Consider the following 17,761-nt stretch of genomic DNA (forward strand, 5'->3'; position numbering starts at 1 on the left):
GGTACCCCGAAAGAGAGGCGAGAAGACAATATGGGAAAATCGATTCGTTTGGCCCAACGGTGCGAACCGGCTCTGACAGCGGGCACGTACGGGATCCAAGTCAAAGCGGTCACCGACCTGACCGCTACCTTAACGGACGCGTTCACGGAATTTACGGTCGCGACCGAGCGGTTCAGCCTGCCGCCCGATCAGGTCTATTCCGTCTACCCGCCTCGCGAAGCGGTCGGCAGCTATACGCAATGCCTGCCGCATATCGTGCTGAACCGCCGCACGCTGCCGTGGGAGAGACAGCTGATCGGCCGGATGCCATCCATGCCCTGGCTGGCGCTGCTCGTGTTCGACGAGACGGAGAGCTTCACCTTGACCGAGAGCACGTGCGAGCAGGCGCTCAAGCCCGAAGCCGGCACTTTCGTCCCGGCTCTGGTGCGCGAAGCGTACGAGAAGCCGGACGCGCCGTGCAGCTATGTACAGTTGGACGCGAAGCTTGCGGCCGGCGTGCTTCCGTATGCGGAAGCGCTGGCGCTGCTGGCACACGGCAAAGGCGTGAGCCTGGACCCCAAAGTGACGGACGCTTCCGTGCAGGACGAGTGGTTCGCGACAATTGTGACAAACCGCTTCGGGCTTGAACCCGCCGGCGATCGGGCTGTTCGCCACACCGCCTGCCTCGTCTCGCTCGAAGGCTACGAAGCGTGCCTAGAGAACGAACAAGGCAGACGGCAGGCGCTGGACGGCTGCCGGGAAGCGCGCATGATCGTGCTGGCGAGCTGGACGTTCTCGATAGCCAAATCGCCGTTCGATTTCGCGTCCGCATTCGCTTCGCTGGATGCCGCGATGCTGGCGACGCCTTACTCCGGCGCCAACGAGACGGTGCGCCAACTGTCCGACCTCGGCTATATGCCGATGAATCATCAGGTGCGCGACGGCAGCCGAACCGTCTCCTGGTACCAGCCGCCGCTTATTCCTTACGCCGAACCGAAAGAGCCGTTGATCTGCGCGCGCTTCGCCGATCAATGGCTGAGTTACGACCCGGAGATCGGCATGATGGATATCCGCTTCGCCGGCGCGTGGCAGGTTGGCAGGTCGATGGCGCTGGCGGATCAATCGTATGCGCAGCGCTTGTACGCCTGGCGGCAGAGCAACGTGCGGGCGGCCCGCAGCGCGGTGTACCGCGGGCTGCTCGGCGCGCATCTGTCGGCGCCTTCGGACGAAGCGACGCTTGCGCCGGGACCGGGCGACGATTCGATCGGACATGACTTCGTCCTTGCGGCAGGCCGCGATCGGCGAACCGGAGGGCCGGACAGCGGCCGGGAGCGGCTGCGGCAGCAGTTGAACGAGCGGTATCGGTCCCTGCTCGGGGAGGACATCGACGATGAACCTGCGGACTGAGTGGGAACGTTCGGCGCCTGATCTTCGCGCGCAGGTCGGCCGCGTCTTCGGCACGTTGGCCGAAGAGCTGCCCCAAGATTTGGACGGCCAAGGCGGCGAACTGATCTCCTGGCTGAGCGAACTGTGCCTGCTCGTCGACGTGCCGTTTCATTATTTGGTTCCGTCCGAAGCTCTGCTGCCCGCCAATGCGATTCGCCTGTTCTACGTCAATCCCAACTGGCAGCAGGCTTTGGTTGACGGAGCGTGCAGCCCGGGACGACAAGCTTCGCTCGACCTGGACCACGACCGGCAGCTGATCGACGCGGTGTTTGCGCAGATCGGCAAACAGGTCAAAACGGTCCGCCCGCGCCTTCAGAAAAAAGCGGTCGCGCCGGAGGAATTGGCGGAAGGGGTGACGACGATTTTCGGCTTCCTGCTGCGCTCGCCGTTGGTACGCGGCTGGCGGGGCCTGGAATTTCAGGCGCGTTCCGCAGCCGGCGAACCGCTGAAGGCGCTCCGCATCGAGCAGCTGTCCGACGACGTGCTGATCGGGCTGTTCGACGGCGTGCCGCATACGCTGGACATCGCCCAGCCGCCGGAAAGCTTCTTCTTCGGTTTCCAGGCGATCGACGGACATTACCGCAAGCGGCTCCGAAGCTTCGAGACCGGCGCGCTGCTGGAAGAGAGCGACACGGTTGACGTGGTCGTGCAGGACGCCAATCTGCGCACGCTCGACGTTTGTGCGACCGCCCAAAATATCGAGCGCTTTTTCCAGGTGCCCGTAACTTCGGCCGAGTTCGCGCTGCAAATGATCAAGACGCCTTATATCGGCCGGGTCGTCCGCAGAGATGCCGCGGACTGACCGACAGACTCGACGCCAGGCTTCATCACAGGCTCACATGGAGAAAGGGGAAGAATTGCGATGTATGGATTTTTACCGGAACTGCACAACAAGGTACTGAATCAGATCGATCCGGAGACGGGCATGCTGGAGCTGGATTTTTCCGACGACGAGCATTACCATTTTTTCCTGGAACAGATCGGCGGCCTCGAATCGTTTGGACAGAAGCATCCTCATCTCCTGCCGGTGCTTCAGGAACTTCGCACCACTCCGCTGCTTCGAGCATCCAAGCTGTCCGACGAGTACGGCTTCCACGAAGGCCCGGACGACAAGATGGCGATCCAGAATCTGCTGTTCCAGCCGTCGGCGCAGACGACTTCCGGATTTACAGCAGGCGCCGATCCGGAAGGGTTGACGCTTGCGGAGATCACGGCCGACTACATCGAACAGAAAGATCGGATCAGCGTCGTCTCCTACCTGTACGACGTCACGAGCGGGGAGCTGCTGCATACGACGGCGGACGAAGTCGAACATTCCCGCCAGTATAACGGCAAGATCCAGGCCGATTATCCCAACTACCTCGAAGATACGCCCCGACAATTCATGATTCACAGTACGTTTTATTGTTCCGCCAGCGCGAGCGCAAGAGACGAAGTCGCAGCGCCCCGTTTGAATGCGTACGTGACCAAAAACACGGGATTCACCCTGCAGGGCAATACGAATATCATCAAATCGTTCACGCTGAACGACCCCGTGATCCGACCGGACCATCTGAACGACCCCAACCACAAGGAAGTCAAAATCTCCTATATCCGCGAAGGCTCCATTCCCGATTACGATTACACGAACGACGACCAGCCATTTGTGGACGGAGACCATACGAAAATTTTGGTCCGCGTTCCGTTCTCGGTCACGGTCGAAGCGGCAGACAAATGGTGGATCAAAGGCATGGACGAATCGTATGGCTATCGCATGTGGCTGAAAAACATGATCAACGGCACGGTCAATTTTTACGGCGACCCCGATGCGATCATTCAGCACAAGGACGCGTTCGACGACCAGAACCGGTGTATCCGCATGACGTTCACGTTTCCCCAATCGTGGAACAATATTTTGGATTTCTCCAAGGTCGGCTACCAAGCGTACACGGACGTGGACTTCTATTCCTCGTTCGCCGTTCTTATGTCCGGTCCGTACGATCTGCCGGTCGGCATCTCGGTCAAAAGCGACGGCAAAGACTACGATGCACTCAATATCCAATCGGCCAAAATTTTTATTCAATGGGGCTGCGTCGCCCGCGAGACGAAGATCGCAATGGCGGACGGGACGCTCAAGCGGGCGGACGAGGTTCGAATCGGGGATGAGGTTCGCGACATGAACGACGCAGCGGTTACGGTCCGCAAAGTGCTGACGGGACCCGAAGCCAAACTGTATCTGCTGTCCACGGACTCCTACAGCGTGCGAGTGACGCCCGACCATATCATGTGCACCGAGCACGGCCTGATGCGCGCGATTGAAGTCATCCCCGGCATGCGGCTCCATACGGTCGACGGACTGCAAGCAGTCACGGAGACGGGTTGGTCGGATTACGGAGATACGGTCTACAATTTTGAATTCGATACCGAGACGGTGATGATCGGCAGCGGATTCCTGATGGGCGACTCGATGCTGCAAAACCGCACAAAGGAGCTGGACATCCATGAACATTAATTTCCTGTACTTTACGGTCAAATATATTGCGTCCCGCTCGGGCTACACCGATCCGGAAGCGCAGTCGATCGCGGCCGCCTGCCAGTTTATTGCCGACAACAATCAGGACGTACCCGTGTATCTCAAAAAAGACCGGTTGTCCGAAGCGATCAAACAGCGCCATCTGTACCAAAATGAAACGTCCAAAGGACCCGATATGTGCAAGGTTCCGCTGCTGCTGTCCGCGATCGACGCGGAAAGCGACACGGACGCCTGGAAAGCGGAGCTCACAAACGTGCACAATCAAAAAGAACGGCTGATTCCGTTTGACTATTTTACCGATTCCGCGCTCACGGACGACGGGGAAGAGGACAATACGGACTACCGGGTCCAGCCGATCCAGACGCTGCAGAGCAGCGAAGCTTTTGCCCGGCTGTTTCGCGCCGCGGCGAAGCGGTACCGGCCGGTCAGCGATCCCGATTCGACGCAGGCGCTCCGGCGTCTGGGCGTGCTGCTGCATATCGTCTCGAACAGCTTCGCTTACGTGCCGTTCAACGGCTACGCAGGCGATGTGAACGACTGGACGATCGTGGAAGTGAAAAACAGCCGGACGTTTGCCGACATTACGGATCGGTATAAGCTGGCTAAGGACCAAACGTATCCGAAAGTGGGCCATTTCAGAACGGGCCGCGTATGCGACGATTACAATATCCAGTTCATTCTGAAAAATAACACGTTGATGAACAGCCATACCCGGCTCAGCAACGACTATTTTGCCAAAACGGCCAAAGCGCTTTACGGGTTCTTGTGCCAGTTCAGGGGTCAGTCTCCGTCCGATACGGATTGGCGCGACAATCTGCTGCCGTCGCTGATTCGCGGATGGAATACGGATGCCGAGAGCTACGCCGACCTGCAAAAGCATTGGAGCGAAGCGACGGGAGTCACCTACGGCTACGACGAAAACGCCGTGCGGCAGTCGATCGTGGATGTGGATTCGGCTTTGAAGCCGGATCAGCAGGGTTATTTCGATTTTCTGCTCATGATCCAGGACGTCCGGGATACGGTGCTCGGCAAATTGAAGGAGGCAGAAGAGATGCAGAGCGAGAATCAAAACGGGGCCGGCGGATGGAACATCGCGGTATCCGAGCCCAACTTTGCCGGAGACGATTACGAATTGACCTTTGCCGCCACGCTTCCTGCCAAGCTGGATTCGCTCGCCCTGATCGCGACGGTGATCGACACGAATACGCAGGAGCAGATCAAATCGCAGACGTACACGTATAAAAGCGTCAAATCGATCGCCGAAAAAATGCGTCTGAGCATTCCGGACGACGATCAGCAGCTGACGGCCCGGCTCGTCTTTGTCTGGAACACCGAGAAGGGGCGGCAGCAAAAAACGTTTGTCCAAGACTACGCGGTGCGGGGCAATTCTTCGGTGCTGGCGCAGCTCGACCGCATTCATCCGGTCAGCCGGACCGGCCGGCCCGCGATCCAGATCGTGAACGGCACGCCCAGCGAGACCGCCGATTACAATTATCCGCTGAACGCGATGTACATCGACCAGGACAGCGTCAGCCGGCTCGATCTGTACGCGCCGATCGAACTGCGGATGAAGCTGGCCGACGGCTTCAAGCTGCTCGACTACAGCGATCTGCAGCTTACGCTGACGCCGCCGTCCGGGCCTGCGCTGCGGTACTGCAACAACTCCAAGTTCGTCAGCTTCAAGCCGGACCCCGATACCGGGCTGCTGCAGCTCTCCGCTGTCGAAGAATGGAAAAACCGCCTGGTCGCGTCGGATTTCAGCGCCAGCCTCGCGAAGATGAGACTCGGTATTCAGGTCACGCTCGAAGTCGGTTCGGAATCCGAAGAAGGCTATCGGAACGTTGCGATCGACACCGGCAGGGACGCCAAGCTCGCGGTCGAGATCGAGTACCTGTGGAACCTGTAGAGAGAGGACGCCATGACGCCATGAGGCAAAGCGAGCTTGAGGCGAACCGGATCTGCGTGCCGATCCGACTCGAAGCGATGCCGGTGGGAGCAAGTCCCAAGCCGACCGTATTCGCGAATATCCCGGACGATTTCTCCCGGTTGAGCCTCGACCTGCTGGGCAGCGCCGTACCGTCCGATCTCATGGGTACGCAGACGAAGCAGAAGCCCGGCGTGCATCTGAACTGGAGTCTCCCGGAAGGGTTGAGACAAGGCTTCCAGGCACGCGAAGAGACCGAACCGGAATACCCGAACGTGCCGGAGCGGTGGATCGTAACCCGGCTGTGGTCGACCGAAGCGCAGCCGGATCTGCTGCTGGCCCGGCATTGGATCGTGGAGAGCGACGCGCTCGAAAAGGGAGCGGACCCGAGTCTTCATAACGCGGACAGTTTGACGGTTCCCGAACTGGACGATCCCCGGAGACTTTACCGCATTCTCGGCCGATCGTATCCGTACGAAGCGTCGGTCTCCGAGCCGGCCGGACGATTATCTTCGCTGACCGCGCTCGGTCCGGGCAACCCGGCCTTTTCGGCGATGTATCCGTATCACGTGAACGTGTTCGGCTTCTACGACGACCTGACGGACGAGACCGGCAGGCGCCTGGAACACGTATCGATCGAATACGTCGTCCGCGGGATGTACCGGGACGAACGGAAGCTGCTGCGTTCGGCGGAAGAGTGCCGCGAACGTTATGGCTGGCAGCCGCCGGAAACGCTTGTCTATCCGGCGTCGCCGGTGCTGCACGGCATGCTGAGCGATCTGCGCTGGATCGACGACCGGACCGATTACAACGGCCCGACGATTCGCAATCTGCCGATGCCCAAGCTTGCGGTAGGCAATACGTCCGCCGAAGCGGTCGCGGCGCTGCACGGCAAGCGGGAACGATCCGGCGAGCGCCTGATGAGCGTGCTGCTGCACGATCAGAGCCACAAGCTGCTCAATCTCAACGGCATCTACCAAGCGGACTACGCGCAGCACGACCGGCGCTTCGTCGTCCATGCCGAACAGAAGGCGTACAGGCTTCAGCCCGACCGTCCGGAGTCGGACGAGACCGACCGGTCCGATCTGTCGCCGACGGACCGGATGGTATACCGCAATTTGCAGCGCGGTATCGACGAGAGGTATCGGTTGTCGTTCGACGCGGACGCCAAGCGGTCGTCAATCTACGATCTATGGTGCAAATACATGATCAAAGCGCAAAACAAAAATCCAAACGAAAAGCCGGCGATCCGAAAATGGATGACGGCGTACCGGGAGCAGCTCCATCAACGTATCCTTGAGCTGGACAATGCCGAGATCGCGCTCGAACAGGCGGAGGAGCGTTTGCGGCTGCTTGAGCGACAGCTGGCGGCTGCCGTGCAGGGCGCGTACGAATTGAAGCAGGCTTCCGGCAGCCGGTATTACGTGCCGAATCCGCCCGTACTGCTGCTGTCGGGCGCCGGCCGCGGGCCGCTGTTCGATTCGCAGTCGCCGGAAGGCGAGCAGGCGGCGCTGCCTTGCCGGACGCTGCGGGAGACGATCAGCGCGCTGCGCTTCGAGATTACGGCAAGAGGGCAGACTTACGCGCCGATCATCCAGGCCGCGGCGCTGCTGCCCGCCGCAAGCGTGCAGGGCGAGTATCCGCGGCTGCTGCTGGAAGGGGCGCTGCTCTGCCCGGGCAGCGCCGACCGAATCGTTACGCTGATTAACCAGCAGCTCGGGCTGGCGCCTTTTTCACCGGAAGAACGCGCGCAGGTCAAAACGCAGGTCCGCCGTATGCAGCGCGAGCTTACGGCGGAGCCGGTCGACCCGGAAGAACGGCTGCCGAGTGCAATCTTCGCCGCCGTCTGGACGCCGCCGTGGAATCCGGTCCTGCTCTGCTGGCGCGGCTTGTATTATCCGGACTCAGCATTGATCGGCAGCCGGCCGGCGCTGGACCACTGGACGTTCGGCGAGTCGGACTATACGTTCAGCGGCCCTCCGGTCGATACCGGCAATCCGGTGACCCTTAGCGGCCGCATCTTCCTGACGCCGCATATCGCGCGGCAGCTGCAGGCGATGGCCGCCAAGACGTTCGGGGACGATTTGCCGGGAAGTCTGGGCACGCTTCACCAAGCGGATTATTTGTCGCAGGCGCTCGACGGGTTCAACGAAGCGTTCCTGATGAGCCTGCTGTCGCTGCGCTTCCCCGTGATGGTTCCGGCTGACGGAAGCGCCGAACTGGCGGACGACGTGGCGAACGCGCTGACCGGCTATGCGGTGCAGCAGCCGCGCTTCGACACTTTTTTCTCGCCTTTGCGCGGCGGCTTCTTCAAGTTCGATCAGCTCCGGCTGATCGACACGTTCGGACAGCTTCAGGAGATCGACTGCGGCGAATACGCGCGGGCCGAAGATCTGCGGGACTCGGCGGACGTGCTCGGACAGTATGTGATGCTTCCGCCGCGGTTTATCCAGCCGAGCCGGCTTGTATTCGACTGGATTCAGGCGAGAAGCGCGGAGATTTGCGATTTCGACCTTGCGGATTCGCCGGTGTGCGGCTGGTTGATGCCCAATCACGCGGATCAGACGCTGATGATCTACGACGAGCGGGGGTCCATGCTCGGCTATTTGATCGCGACCGCATTCGACGGGAACGGTGTACAGTGGCGGGACGCCCCCGGCAGGCGGGCCGCTCCGGACGCGGCGGGCGAACTGCCGGCTGGGATGAATGCGGAGATGCAGGGATTTCTCGGCGAGATGCTGCGCCGCAGCCGCGAGTTAGGCGAAGATGTGCTGACTCCGTTTCTGCAGACGGTCGATTCGGCGCTGTGGGACGTCGACCGCCCTTCATCGGCGGCGCCCGGCGGCCTGAGCCTGTTCGTCGGCCGGCCGCTGGTGCTCGCTCGGGCGCGCATACGGCTCGTACAGGCCGGCCCGCCTGCGGCGTACAAGCAGTTGGAACCGAACAACAAGCCGGTTCCGCCGATTCCCGATATCTCGATCCGGGCGTTCGAGATGCCGCTGTGGATCGGGGAACAGCGGCATACCGAAGACGGCATGATCGGCTTTTTCGTGCAAAGCGGCGATTCGGCGCAGCACGGCTACAGGCAGTTCAACAGCGCGTATGCGCCGGAGCATATACAGGAGCATGCACCGGAGAATGAAGCTTCCGGTTATTTCCGCCGCAATCGCCGGATTGATATTCCGGCGGACGAACAAGCGGAAGGCACGACCGTCTCGCTGATCCTGGACCCGCTATGTTCGATACGCCTGATCAGCGGCATGCTGCCGGTCTCGGAGCAGCGTATTCCGCAGGAGCGGATCGAGTCGGCGCTGAATCGCCTCTACGTGATGCTGTACACGGGTCCGCTGCTGCTTGGCGAAGGCCGTCCGCTGCTGCCGCTGACCCGGCTGCCGGACCGGGAATGGGCGTTGATCACGCCCGGCGAGGCCGAAGACTGGATCGAGACGCAGCCGCTCCAACCGTCGAACGGGAACGCGTTTCTGGCCACACCGCCGATTATGGCGGTCGAAGGCTGGCTGCAATCCAAAAAGGGAGGCGACCATGAATCCGAACCTTCAAGCTGAATCCGAACGGCTCGACAACTGCCGGTATCTGCTCGATGTCGACGACAACCGTATCGAAGTGAACGAACCGACGCTCCTGAAGCGGGACTATCCGGTACGGGACCGATTGACGTTTCAACTGTTGAACCCGGAGCGCGCCAGCCGGCTGGTGTTCGATAACCCGGCCAAGCTTACGGCCGAACAGATTCTCAACAAGCTGCAGGCGCGGGAACCGGTCAGCGATACGTCTTATGTCCGGTTCTTTTTCCCTTACGGGGACGAACAGGGGGACTTCATCGACGCGCAGCGGGGACAGCTCATCTCGTTCGAGACGGAATCGGGCGATTGGTCCGTCGCGCAGGGCGTCGTGGAAGACGGCTTTCTCAGCTTCGTCGTGAGCTGTTACAACCGGTACGTGATCGAGACGCTGTTCAGCATGTACTTCCGCTGCGTGAACATCCAGTCGTATGCGCCGGCGGGACTCACGTATGTCTATGCGGATATCCGCAACGTGGCAGGGATCGAGAACGTGGTCAAAGTATTCCCGATTCAGAAGACCGCCGCCGTACCGCAAATCAATCGCTTTTTCGGCGAACCGACCACGGTGGGCGTCGCCGGACCCGTCCGGTTGAAATGGCAGATCAGCGGCGCGGACAAAGGGCAGCTTACGCCGGGCGAGATCGATATTTTTTCTCTGCCGGCTCCGGGTACGGACGTGGCACTGAGCCGGAATATGGCGTACCGCTTGTCGATCACGGGCAGCGGGTCGGAGACGGACGCGTGGGTGAACGTGTACGTGCAGCCCCCTGAGGTCGAGCGGCTGGATTACGATCCGGCGACCGGTCTGGCAAGCTGGCAGTCCCGCTACGACAATCCGCTGCGGCTTGGTCTGGGGAATGAGTGGAGCGCCGTCGAGCAGAGCGGCAGTCTGCAGCTCGCGCTGCCGGTCAAGCCCCAGCTTGCGCTGCGTGCGGACGGCCGTCTCTATCGGGAAGCGGTCGCGCTGAACCTGCAAGGATTGACGCTGGAACAACCGCAGCGGTTTCGCAGCCGTATTCGTGTCTACACCGGTTACGTGCAAAGCCGTTGGACCTGGGTGACGCAGGGCGCGGCGACCGTTTCTTTTGAGATTACCGAAGACGGTCTGTTCTGGCATGCCGCCTCCGCGGACGCTTCCGGCACGTTCGAATACGTATCCGACGCTCCGCTGCACGCCGCCCGGCTCGTCTGCACAAAAAGCGACGGCAGCGCGTATCCGATTTTGCGTTTGGAAGGGGAGGCGGCGCAATGGATCGTTTGATTCAGGCGAACGTGCAGGGCAGCAAAACGGTGCGGCTGAGCGAGCGCAGCGCGCATACGGATCTGCTGTTTCCGAATACGCTGAATATCGAAATCGTCAATGTCAGCTGCGCCGAGACGGCTTCTTTTGTGAACGATCTGCCGGAAGGATCGCCGATTCCCGGGATCGAAGAAGAACATAACGCCGTCTCGGTCATCTATGTGTATTTCCCGCTCGGCACCGGCGATGCGTATCTGACGACGGAAGAGTGGGCTTCCAAAATGGTCGCGTACGCTCCGTACAACTGGGCCGTCGAGCAGGCGTTTGATCCGGCTTACGGCATGTACTTCAAGCTGTATCCGCTGTACGCGTACGATCTGGCTCCGAGAGACAAGTTTTATATCAGCATCGGCAATGTGATCGCGTTCGGCGACTTGGAGAAAATGGTATATGCGGCTGTCCGCTTTCCCGCTGTGGCGATGTACGGCGGACTTGACGATGCGAAGCGGCAGGCGGCGGGAGAGAGCGTTACGGCGGGCGGAACGGACTTTTTGGCCTTTTTCAAAAAAAGGGCGCCGCTGCATATCCCAAGCTTCGACTGCGATCGGACCCGCGTGGCGGTAGGCGACACGGTCACGCTCCGCTGGGCCGTTGCCGGCGATGTCGAACGATGCGTGCTTACGCCGGGCGATACGGCCGTGGACCGCATAGGCAGTCTGGAAGTTCAGGTGTTCGAAGATACCCCGTTCCGGTTGTACGTATTCGGCGAGGATCGGCAGGTCGCCCGTACGGTCACGGTGTATGCGGAAACTCCCGCAATTACCCGTTTCGTCTCGGATTGTCCGCACAATGAAACGAAGTACGGCGAGCGGATCACGCTGTCTTATGCCGCGACGAACGGCTGTGATCTGTATCTGAATCAAGGGATCGGGCGGGTGCGCGGCAGTTCGATCTCGGTGCTGCCCGCAAGACCCGAGACCGTGTACACTTTGAGCGGTATGGGAACGGAAGGGCTGATCCGACAAAACCTTACGATTACCGTAACCGATTACCTGGATGTGGAAGAAGTTACTTATTATCGCACCGGCCGTTCACCGGACACGTACCGATATTACTTGTCGTGGAAAGTGCGTAATTGCTCCACGATCCAGCTGACGACGTCCGACGGACAGCTCCGCAGCTCCGGTCAAAGCGCGGGCAGCCTTCAATTTTCCGATCCGTCGCAAGCGCCGCTAACGCTCACGCTGTATTGCACGGGCACTTCAGGGCAGGTTATTAACCAGGTGTATACTGTGTAAAAAAACAAGCCGCGAAGATCGGCGACGACTCGCATAAAGCGTCACTTTAGTTCAGCAAAGCACAATCAAAGCGCGGCAAAAAGGCTATTTCCCGGCAGTATGCCGAGAAACGGCCTTTTTTGGCAATAATTTATGGATTCGGGCGTTAAGGTCTTTTGCGGTCTGAATCCGGATGATTTGAAGCCGCCACGACGACCAAGCCAATTTTTCGCAAAGTTAAAAAATTTCGATGATGAGCAGACAATCCGAAACTATCCGCTTATTTTCGATATATTTCTTCACAAAATCAGTATTTTGTACATATGTCTATAAGCAGCCGAAAAGCCTCATCGTCCCGGTTCGTTCCGGTAATCCGGCTTTTCGGCTTTCTGCTTTTAATTACGTTACATATTTCCGTTTATGCTTCGTTCAACGGCGCCCAGACCGCTCTAGTCCACGCCATTTGCAGGCCTACCCGTTCCATATTATTTTGGCTGGAGCTGCCGAAAGCCGCTTGAGCCACGACCAGTTCGCAGTTCGCTTTATGGGCTTCGTGCATTCGCCGCAGCAGCAGCGCCGTTTGCAAGCCTTTGCGCCTGAATGCGGGAGCCGTGGCCGCCAAGGTCAGAGAAGCGATACGATCGCTGCCGATATGCATAACGGCTACGGCAGCCGGTTCGTCGTCCCATGCGGCCAGGAACATTTTCCAACCCGGACGATGCAGCAGCCCGATATTGTTGTTTGCAAAATGATGTTTATGTACGAGATCCATGCCGGCTCCGATACAATGAATGCCTGCATAGAGATCAAAATCCGCTTCGGTCTCGATCTGACGGATCTTGATCCTTGAAGGCAGTTCGGGCAATTCGGCGCTGGGCAGCCCGTACAGCACGGAATGAAAACTATCTTGATACAAGCCTTGTTCGGTTAACTGCTTCAACATCTCCGGATGACTGCCTGCCGGATTGATGTCCAACTGAAAAGCCCTGTTTCTGGATCGGTAAAAAGCAATAATCCCTTCCAGTTGGTCGGCATCGCCGTGCGAGAAACCTTTGACCGAATTGAATAATCCCCACGGCATCGTTTGCACATAAAAAGCGGTCGTATGTCCGAACTGCGCAATTTCGACGCCTTCCGGATTGCCGTCCCGCTCGCCGATCGATCTGATCCTTGAAGCCAAATATTCCGTTTCGCATGCTACCAGACGTTTAGCCAATGTTTCGTTTATAACGGGTAATCCCACGAATTGTCCACTTCCTTTTCATTGATTAAGTGCCGTTTGGATCAGCTCCGCCATTTCCGCGCTGCCTTTCGACGAGGCATACGCCAACGGCGTCAACGATTCGCTATTGGGAATCGAGAGATTTGCGCCCTGTGCAATAAGCAACTTGGCGATCTCCAACCGGTCAAAATGCACGGCGACATGCAGCGGCGTAAATCCTTTGCGCAGCTCGCCTTCGCACCTCGAATCGATGTCCGCCCCTTTTTCAAGCAGCATGTGGACAAGGTTCATGTGATTGCCGGCTATCGAAGCGTGCAAAGGCGTATTGTTGAGCTTCCCGTCTGTTCCCTTGAGGTTCGGATCCGCACCCTGACTTAATAAATAAGCCGCTGCTTCTTCCTGCCCGAAATGAGCGGCAAGTCCAAGAGGCGTATATCCGTCGAAGCTGTGGCTGTTCACGAGTGTCGGTGTCTCATCCACGATTTCCGCGATCCGCGCCGTATGACCGACCGATGCCGCTTCGTACACGTTAAGTTCGGCGCCTTTTTGCAGAAGCAGTTCCCGAATCTCGTGAGCCCGGTCATACGCAGCCATCAGTACGGCCGTCTGCCCTTCTTCCGACTTGGCATCTTTCAGCTTCTCGTCGATCTCAAGCAAATACTTGACTTGATCGAGATTTTGGCTTTTGACCGCTTTCAACATCTCATTTTTCAACCGCCGTACGTTTTGTTCCAGTTCCTTGGCTTTTATGATCAACTCTTCCGACGATTGCACGCCGATAGCGATAAACTGCGAAGCGGCTTCCGAACGGCTCTGCGCAAGACCGGCGTTCACCAGCAGATCTACCGCCGTGAGCGTCGTTTCATCCAGCCTTACCGAGATCACGACGCTGCGGGTTGATTTTTTGTTCATCTGCTCAACCTCCTTTCTTTTTACGTAATAAGTATTACAACGTCAGATTATCATCGTATGTCGTCTCTTGTCAAAAGCAAAAACGGACCGATGCGTACCAGTCCGTTTGATATAAGCCTATCTTGACGTAACCCTATCGCCCAACGTTCACGATCTGTCCGATCCAGGTCGGTTCGCTCACGGCAGCTCGCGCCAGGCAGTCGGCACAATCGGCAAAAGACAAAGGGCGAAACGCAGCGATCCGCGCCGCAGGACCTGCCGTATAATCCGCCGTAGCCGCGGACTCGTTCAATCCCGCCGGCCGCACGATCACCCATTCCAGGCCGCTTCCCCGCACCGACTGTTCGGCAGATGCTTTATCGTGAATCGCTTTGGAGAAGACGCGCCGATTAAGTCCGAGCATGCACCGATCCAAAGCAGACAGCTCTTTCCCGTCGCTCAGGCCGATTCCGCTCTGCATGACGAGACGATGGACTCCGGTACGCCGGCAGGCTTCGACGATATTGCGCATCCCTTCCGACATCACGGTGCCGGGCGAGAAGTTGGCCGCCATGATGTCCAGCACGCTTTTGGACGAAGCCGGGCTTGCGGAACGGCCGCTTGGGCCGATGCAGCTGATTACCGCATCCGTGCCCGCGACGGCTTCCGCCAGGCTTGCCGCGTCATAGACGTCCGCCTGACGGGTACAAAGTCCTTTGGCCGCCTGAATATTTTCCGGCCGCCGAGCGACCGCTACCACTTCATATTCCCATTCCAACAGCCGCTCCACCACTTTTCGGCCGGTACTTCCCGTTGCTCCGATAACCGCGATTCTCATCCCTATTCCCCTTTCGACAGCCGATCCTGCTCAAATGCATATTCGTGCACCAAGAAGCCGTTAGGTATAATTGTAGGGAAATGCAAGTCGGCGGCAATGATCAAACAGGCCGCTTTCGTGCATTCATGCACACCCGAGCGGATATTGTGCACGATTTTCCGAAAAGCGGGAGGTTTTTATAAAGTGGGTATCGATCGAAGAACGCGCAAGTCCCAAGAAGCGATCAAACAGGCCGTCGTTGAACGGATGGCGGTCAAACCGTTCGATCGGATTACGATCCAGGAGATTGTCGACCACGCGGATATCAGCCGAAGAACGTTCTATCTTCACTATATGGACAAGTTCGACCTGCTCGATCAACTGATCGAAGAACAGATCGACCGGATGCGCCAGCTCTGCGAGTCGACCGAACAAGACGCCGGCTACCGGGAGATGGGCTTGTTATGGTTTGAGTATCTGGAACGTCATGCCCTGTTCTTCTCCGCCGCATTGACGAATAAAGGCAGCTCTTTTTTTCGAAGCCGACTGCTTGATTTTTTCCTGCATGAATTGAAAAAAAACGAGGTCGCCTGCCCGGACGAGGTCGATATTCAGTTTTTGGGAGCGGCTATCGTAGGGATCGTCGAATGGTGGTTTGAACAGGGCATGCCGCTTGCTCCCTCCTTGATGGCTCAACGAGTCGGCTCTTTGCTGGAACGGAATCTGGACGTGCACTAGGCCGCCAAAAAAACAGTCGAATCAACAAAGAACCGTTTTGCCCGACAGGTGTCGGGCAAAACGGTTCTTTGTGATCACTCGCCAACACTTATCCATTCGGATGCCGTGTTCAACCCACTTCCAACCCGTAAGCCCGGCAGGCTTCTTCCAAACCGCCGGCGAAGAACGTCTCCGACGTCGTGAACGCCCCTCGATCGTTCAAGCCTGTCCGTACCAGACGGTCATCACCTGCGTGATCGCGGATTCCAGCGCTTCCAGCGGTACGCCGTCCCGGGCCTGACTGGAGAAGCCGCGCATAAAGGTGTCGAACAGCGTCGTCAGCGTCCGGACATCGGTATGCGCGGGAAGTTCGCCGACGCTGATGCCGCGCTGTACGCAGTCTTGCAGCCAACCTCGCGTTTGTTCGCGTTCCAGCGTGAGCACTTCGCGGATATGTCGATTCTCGGGAGAGCAGGTTGAAGCCGACAAGACCATCATGCAGCCTGTAGGGTGACCCGCTTCGGTCTGCATACGCGCGGATCGTCGAAGGCCCTCTTCGACAGCCGCCCCGGGAGACAGACTGGCGTCTTTAAAGCTCTCGGTTACCCGTCCGTAAGAGTTCATATACTGCTCTACCGCTTCGCGAAACAGCGCTTCTTTCGATTCGAATGCCGCGTAGAAACTGGCTGCCGACAGATTGCCCATGGCGGCGCGAAGCTGAGCCAACGAGGTGGACTCAAATCCTTGTTCCCAAAATAAGAACATCGCCGCGACGACCGCTTGATCGCGGTCGAAAGAGCGCGGACGACCTGTGCGTACCATAACAACCCCTCCTTTTTCTTACTTTTATATTAATCGATCCAGAATTCGTTGACAAGAAACCCTCTCTCGATTAACATATGGATTGATCGATCCACATATCAGACAAGGAGGGATACACACATGTCTTCACCTGAAAAAGTTCATCAGTCAAGCGAATCGGCGAACGTTTCCGATCGTCTTCCATGGCTTGCGCTGCTCGCGCTCGCTATGACCGGATTTATCTGTATCCTCACCGAGACTCTCCCGGCCGGGCTGCTGCCCCAAATCGGGCTTGGGCTGAACGTTTCCGAGTCGATGACCGGACAGCTCGTGACGTTCTACGCCGCAGGATCAATCGTAGCGGCGATTCCGTTCGCCATGTTTACCGGCAGTGTGCGGAGAAAGCCGCTGCTGCTGACGATTATCGTCGCGTTTCTGGTCTTCAATACCGTAACTGCGCTATCTTCCCATTATTTTCTGACTCTGACCGCCCGCTTTCTGGCTGGAATGGCGGCTGGCGCCGCATGGGGAATGCTCGCCGGTTATGCTCGTCGTATGGTGCCCGAAGCACTTAAAGGCCGGGCGCTGGCCGTTGCGATGGTGGGTACGCCAATCGCTCTGACCTTTGGAGTTCCGGCCGGAACCCTCCTCGGCGGGTTAATCGGATGGCGGGCTATATTCGCAACGATGTCGCTGCTCGCGCTGGTACTGATTGTCTGGGTGGCGTGGAAAGTACCGGATTATCCCGGACAACCTTTGGAACGCAAAATGACGATCCGCCATGTGCTGACGCGTCCCGGTATCCGACCTATTCTGCTGGTCGTGCTGGGATGGATGCTGGCCCACAATATTCTGTATACCTATATCTCGCCTTTCCTCGAACATTCCGGTCTGGCCAATCGGACCGATTTGGTGCTGCTCACTTTCGGAGCGGCGTCGCTTGCGTCGATCTGGATCGTCGGACTCTGGGTGGACCGGCATCCGAGGCTGCTGGTTCTACTCAGTTTGTCAGGCTTTCTGCTTGCTTCCGCTGCGCTGTGGGCAGGCAGTACATCTGCGCCTGTTGTCTATACGGCAGTTGTACTGTGGGGCTTGAGCTTTGGCGGAGCGGCTACTCTGCTGCAAACAGCACTTGCCTTAGCGGGCGGCGAGGAAAGCGTAGACTTGATCATGCCGATCAATACCACCGTATGGAACGCGGCTATCGCGGGAGGCGGAATCGCAGGCGGAGTTCTGATCGAATGGATCGGAGTGCAATCTTTTTCGGTCGTGCTTCTGGTTCTGCTGGCTGCTTCACTATTGACCGCAGCAGGCGCTAAGCGATACGGGTTCCCGAGCAGACGCTAATTCC

Annotated in this window: 13 protein-coding genes; 9 read left to right on the top strand and 4 right to left on the bottom strand. The window is 58.5% G+C overall.

Going from position 1 to position 17,761, the window contains the following annotated elements; translation table 11 throughout:
- Positions 1 to 30 precede the first annotated feature (30 nt).
- The 7 genes from FTE24_RS05075 to FTE24_RS05105 are packed head-to-tail and all read left to right on the top strand — an operon-like array spanning position 31 to position 11,983.
- Positions 31 to 1,386, top strand: a complete 1,356-nt coding sequence (locus FTE24_RS05075) for a hypothetical protein (RefSeq protein WP_150229031.1) — start codon at positions 31 to 33, stop codon at positions 1,384 to 1,386.
- Positions 1,370 to 2,227, top strand: a complete 858-nt coding sequence (locus tag FTE24_RS05080) for a hypothetical protein (protein ID WP_150229029.1) — start codon at positions 1,370 to 1,372, stop codon at positions 2,225 to 2,227. The genes FTE24_RS05075 and FTE24_RS05080 overlap by 17 nt, the downstream gene beginning before the upstream one ends.
- A 60-nt stretch (positions 2,228 to 2,287) precedes the next feature.
- Positions 2,288 to 3,916 (top strand): Hint domain-containing protein, encoded by a 1,629-nt coding sequence (locus FTE24_RS05085; RefSeq protein WP_150229027.1) that lies wholly within the window; start codon positions 2,288 to 2,290, stop codon positions 3,914 to 3,916.
- Positions 3,906 to 5,843 carry a DUF6765 family protein gene (locus tag FTE24_RS05090; RefSeq protein WP_150229025.1) on the top strand — a complete coding sequence of 646 codons (1,938 nt, stop codon included), beginning with the start codon at positions 3,906 to 3,908 and terminating at the stop codon, positions 5,841 to 5,843. The genes FTE24_RS05085 and FTE24_RS05090 overlap by 11 nt, the downstream gene beginning before the upstream one ends.
- 20 nt (positions 5,844 to 5,863) lie before the next feature.
- Entirely contained in the window at positions 5,864 to 9,427 is a 3,564-nt protein-coding gene (locus tag FTE24_RS05095; RefSeq protein ID WP_150229023.1) for a hypothetical protein, read from the top strand.
- The gene (locus FTE24_RS05100) at positions 9,405 to 10,706 is read left to right on the top strand and encodes a hypothetical protein (protein ID WP_150229021.1); all 1,302 of its coding nucleotides are present in this window, start codon (positions 9,405 to 9,407) and stop codon (positions 10,704 to 10,706) included. Before FTE24_RS05095 ends, FTE24_RS05100 begins: the two co-directional genes overlap by 23 nt.
- Positions 10,694 to 11,983 (top strand): hypothetical protein, encoded by a 1,290-nt coding sequence (locus FTE24_RS05105; RefSeq protein ID WP_150229019.1) that lies wholly within the window; start codon positions 10,694 to 10,696, stop codon positions 11,981 to 11,983. Before FTE24_RS05100 ends, FTE24_RS05105 begins: the two co-directional genes overlap by 13 nt.
- Positions 11,984 to 12,380: 397 nt before the next feature.
- Here FTE24_RS05105 and FTE24_RS05110 read toward each other — a convergent pair whose 3' ends face one another.
- The 3 genes from FTE24_RS05110 to FTE24_RS05120 all read right to left on the bottom strand — a co-directional run bounded on the left by FTE24_RS05110 (position 12,381) and on the right by FTE24_RS05120 (position 14,913).
- Entirely contained in the window at positions 12,381 to 13,142 is a 762-nt protein-coding gene (locus FTE24_RS05110; protein ID WP_237401641.1) for a GNAT family N-acetyltransferase, read from the bottom strand.
- Positions 13,143 to 13,223: 81 nt separating this feature from the next.
- Positions 13,224 to 14,096: an ankyrin repeat domain-containing protein gene (locus tag FTE24_RS05115; RefSeq protein WP_150229015.1), complete on the bottom strand. Its 873-nt coding sequence runs from the start codon at positions 14,094 to 14,096 to the stop codon at positions 13,224 to 13,226.
- 133 nt (positions 14,097 to 14,229) lie between these two features.
- A complete protein-coding gene (locus FTE24_RS05120) occupies positions 14,230 to 14,913 on the bottom strand; it encodes an NAD(P)-dependent oxidoreductase (RefSeq protein ID WP_150229013.1) in 684 nt (227 codons plus the stop codon).
- A gap of 183 nt (positions 14,914 to 15,096) precedes the next feature.
- On the opposite strand from FTE24_RS05120, the gene FTE24_RS05125 reads away from it, so the two are divergent.
- Entirely contained in the window at positions 15,097 to 15,630 is a 534-nt protein-coding gene (locus FTE24_RS05125) for a TetR/AcrR family transcriptional regulator (RefSeq protein WP_337190014.1), read from the top strand.
- A gap of 198 nt (positions 15,631 to 15,828) precedes the next feature.
- Here the strand turns inward: FTE24_RS05125 and FTE24_RS05130 are convergent, their stop codons facing one another.
- Positions 15,829 to 16,431: a TetR/AcrR family transcriptional regulator gene (locus tag FTE24_RS05130; protein ID WP_150229009.1), complete on the bottom strand. Its 603-nt coding sequence runs from the start codon at positions 16,429 to 16,431 to the stop codon at positions 15,829 to 15,831.
- A 120-nt stretch (positions 16,432 to 16,551) separates the two neighbouring features.
- Between FTE24_RS05130 and FTE24_RS05135 the strand changes: the two genes are divergently transcribed.
- Complete coding sequence (locus tag FTE24_RS05135) at positions 16,552 to 17,757, top strand: MFS transporter (protein ID WP_150229007.1); 1,206 nt, start codon at positions 16,552 to 16,554, stop codon at positions 17,755 to 17,757.
- Positions 17,758 to 17,761: the final 4 nt, after the last annotated feature.

It is taken from the genome of Saccharibacillus sp. WB 17, from assembly GCF_008634075.2.
GTDB classification, from domain to species: domain Bacteria; phylum Bacillota; class Bacilli; order Paenibacillales; family Paenibacillaceae; genus Saccharibacillus; species Saccharibacillus brassicae.

Bases quoted from the DNA above. Each gene is read 5' to 3' on its own strand.
- FTE24_RS05120 (WP_150229013.1), bottom strand. From the start codon at position 14,913: ATGAGAATCGCGGTTATCGGAGCAACGGGAAGTACCGGCCGAAAAGTG.
- FTE24_RS05085 (WP_150229027.1), top strand. From the start codon at position 2,288: ATGTATGGATTTTTACCGGAACTGCACAACAAGGTACTGAATCAGATC.
- FTE24_RS05080 (WP_150229029.1), top strand. From the start codon at position 1,370: ATGAACCTGCGGACTGAGTGGGAACGTTCGGCGCCTGATCTTCGCGCG.
- FTE24_RS05075 (WP_150229031.1), top strand. From the start codon at position 31: ATGGGAAAATCGATTCGTTTGGCCCAACGGTGCGAACCGGCTCTGACA.
- FTE24_RS05130 (WP_150229009.1), bottom strand. From the start codon at position 16,431: ATGGTACGCACAGGTCGTCCGCGCTCTTTCGACCGCGATCAAGCGGTC.
- FTE24_RS05095 (WP_150229023.1), top strand. From the start codon at position 5,864: ATGAGGCAAAGCGAGCTTGAGGCGAACCGGATCTGCGTGCCGATCCGA.
- FTE24_RS05105 (WP_150229019.1), top strand. From the start codon at position 10,694: ATGGATCGTTTGATTCAGGCGAACGTGCAGGGCAGCAAAACGGTGCGG.
- FTE24_RS05090 (WP_150229025.1), top strand. From the start codon at position 3,906: ATGAACATTAATTTCCTGTACTTTACGGTCAAATATATTGCGTCCCGC.
- FTE24_RS05100 (WP_150229021.1), top strand. From the start codon at position 9,405: ATGAATCCGAACCTTCAAGCTGAATCCGAACGGCTCGACAACTGCCGG.
- FTE24_RS05135 (WP_150229007.1), top strand. From the start codon at position 16,552: ATGTCTTCACCTGAAAAAGTTCATCAGTCAAGCGAATCGGCGAACGTT.
- FTE24_RS05115 (WP_150229015.1), bottom strand. From the start codon at position 14,096: ATGAACAAAAAATCAACCCGCAGCGTCGTGATCTCGGTAAGGCTGGAT.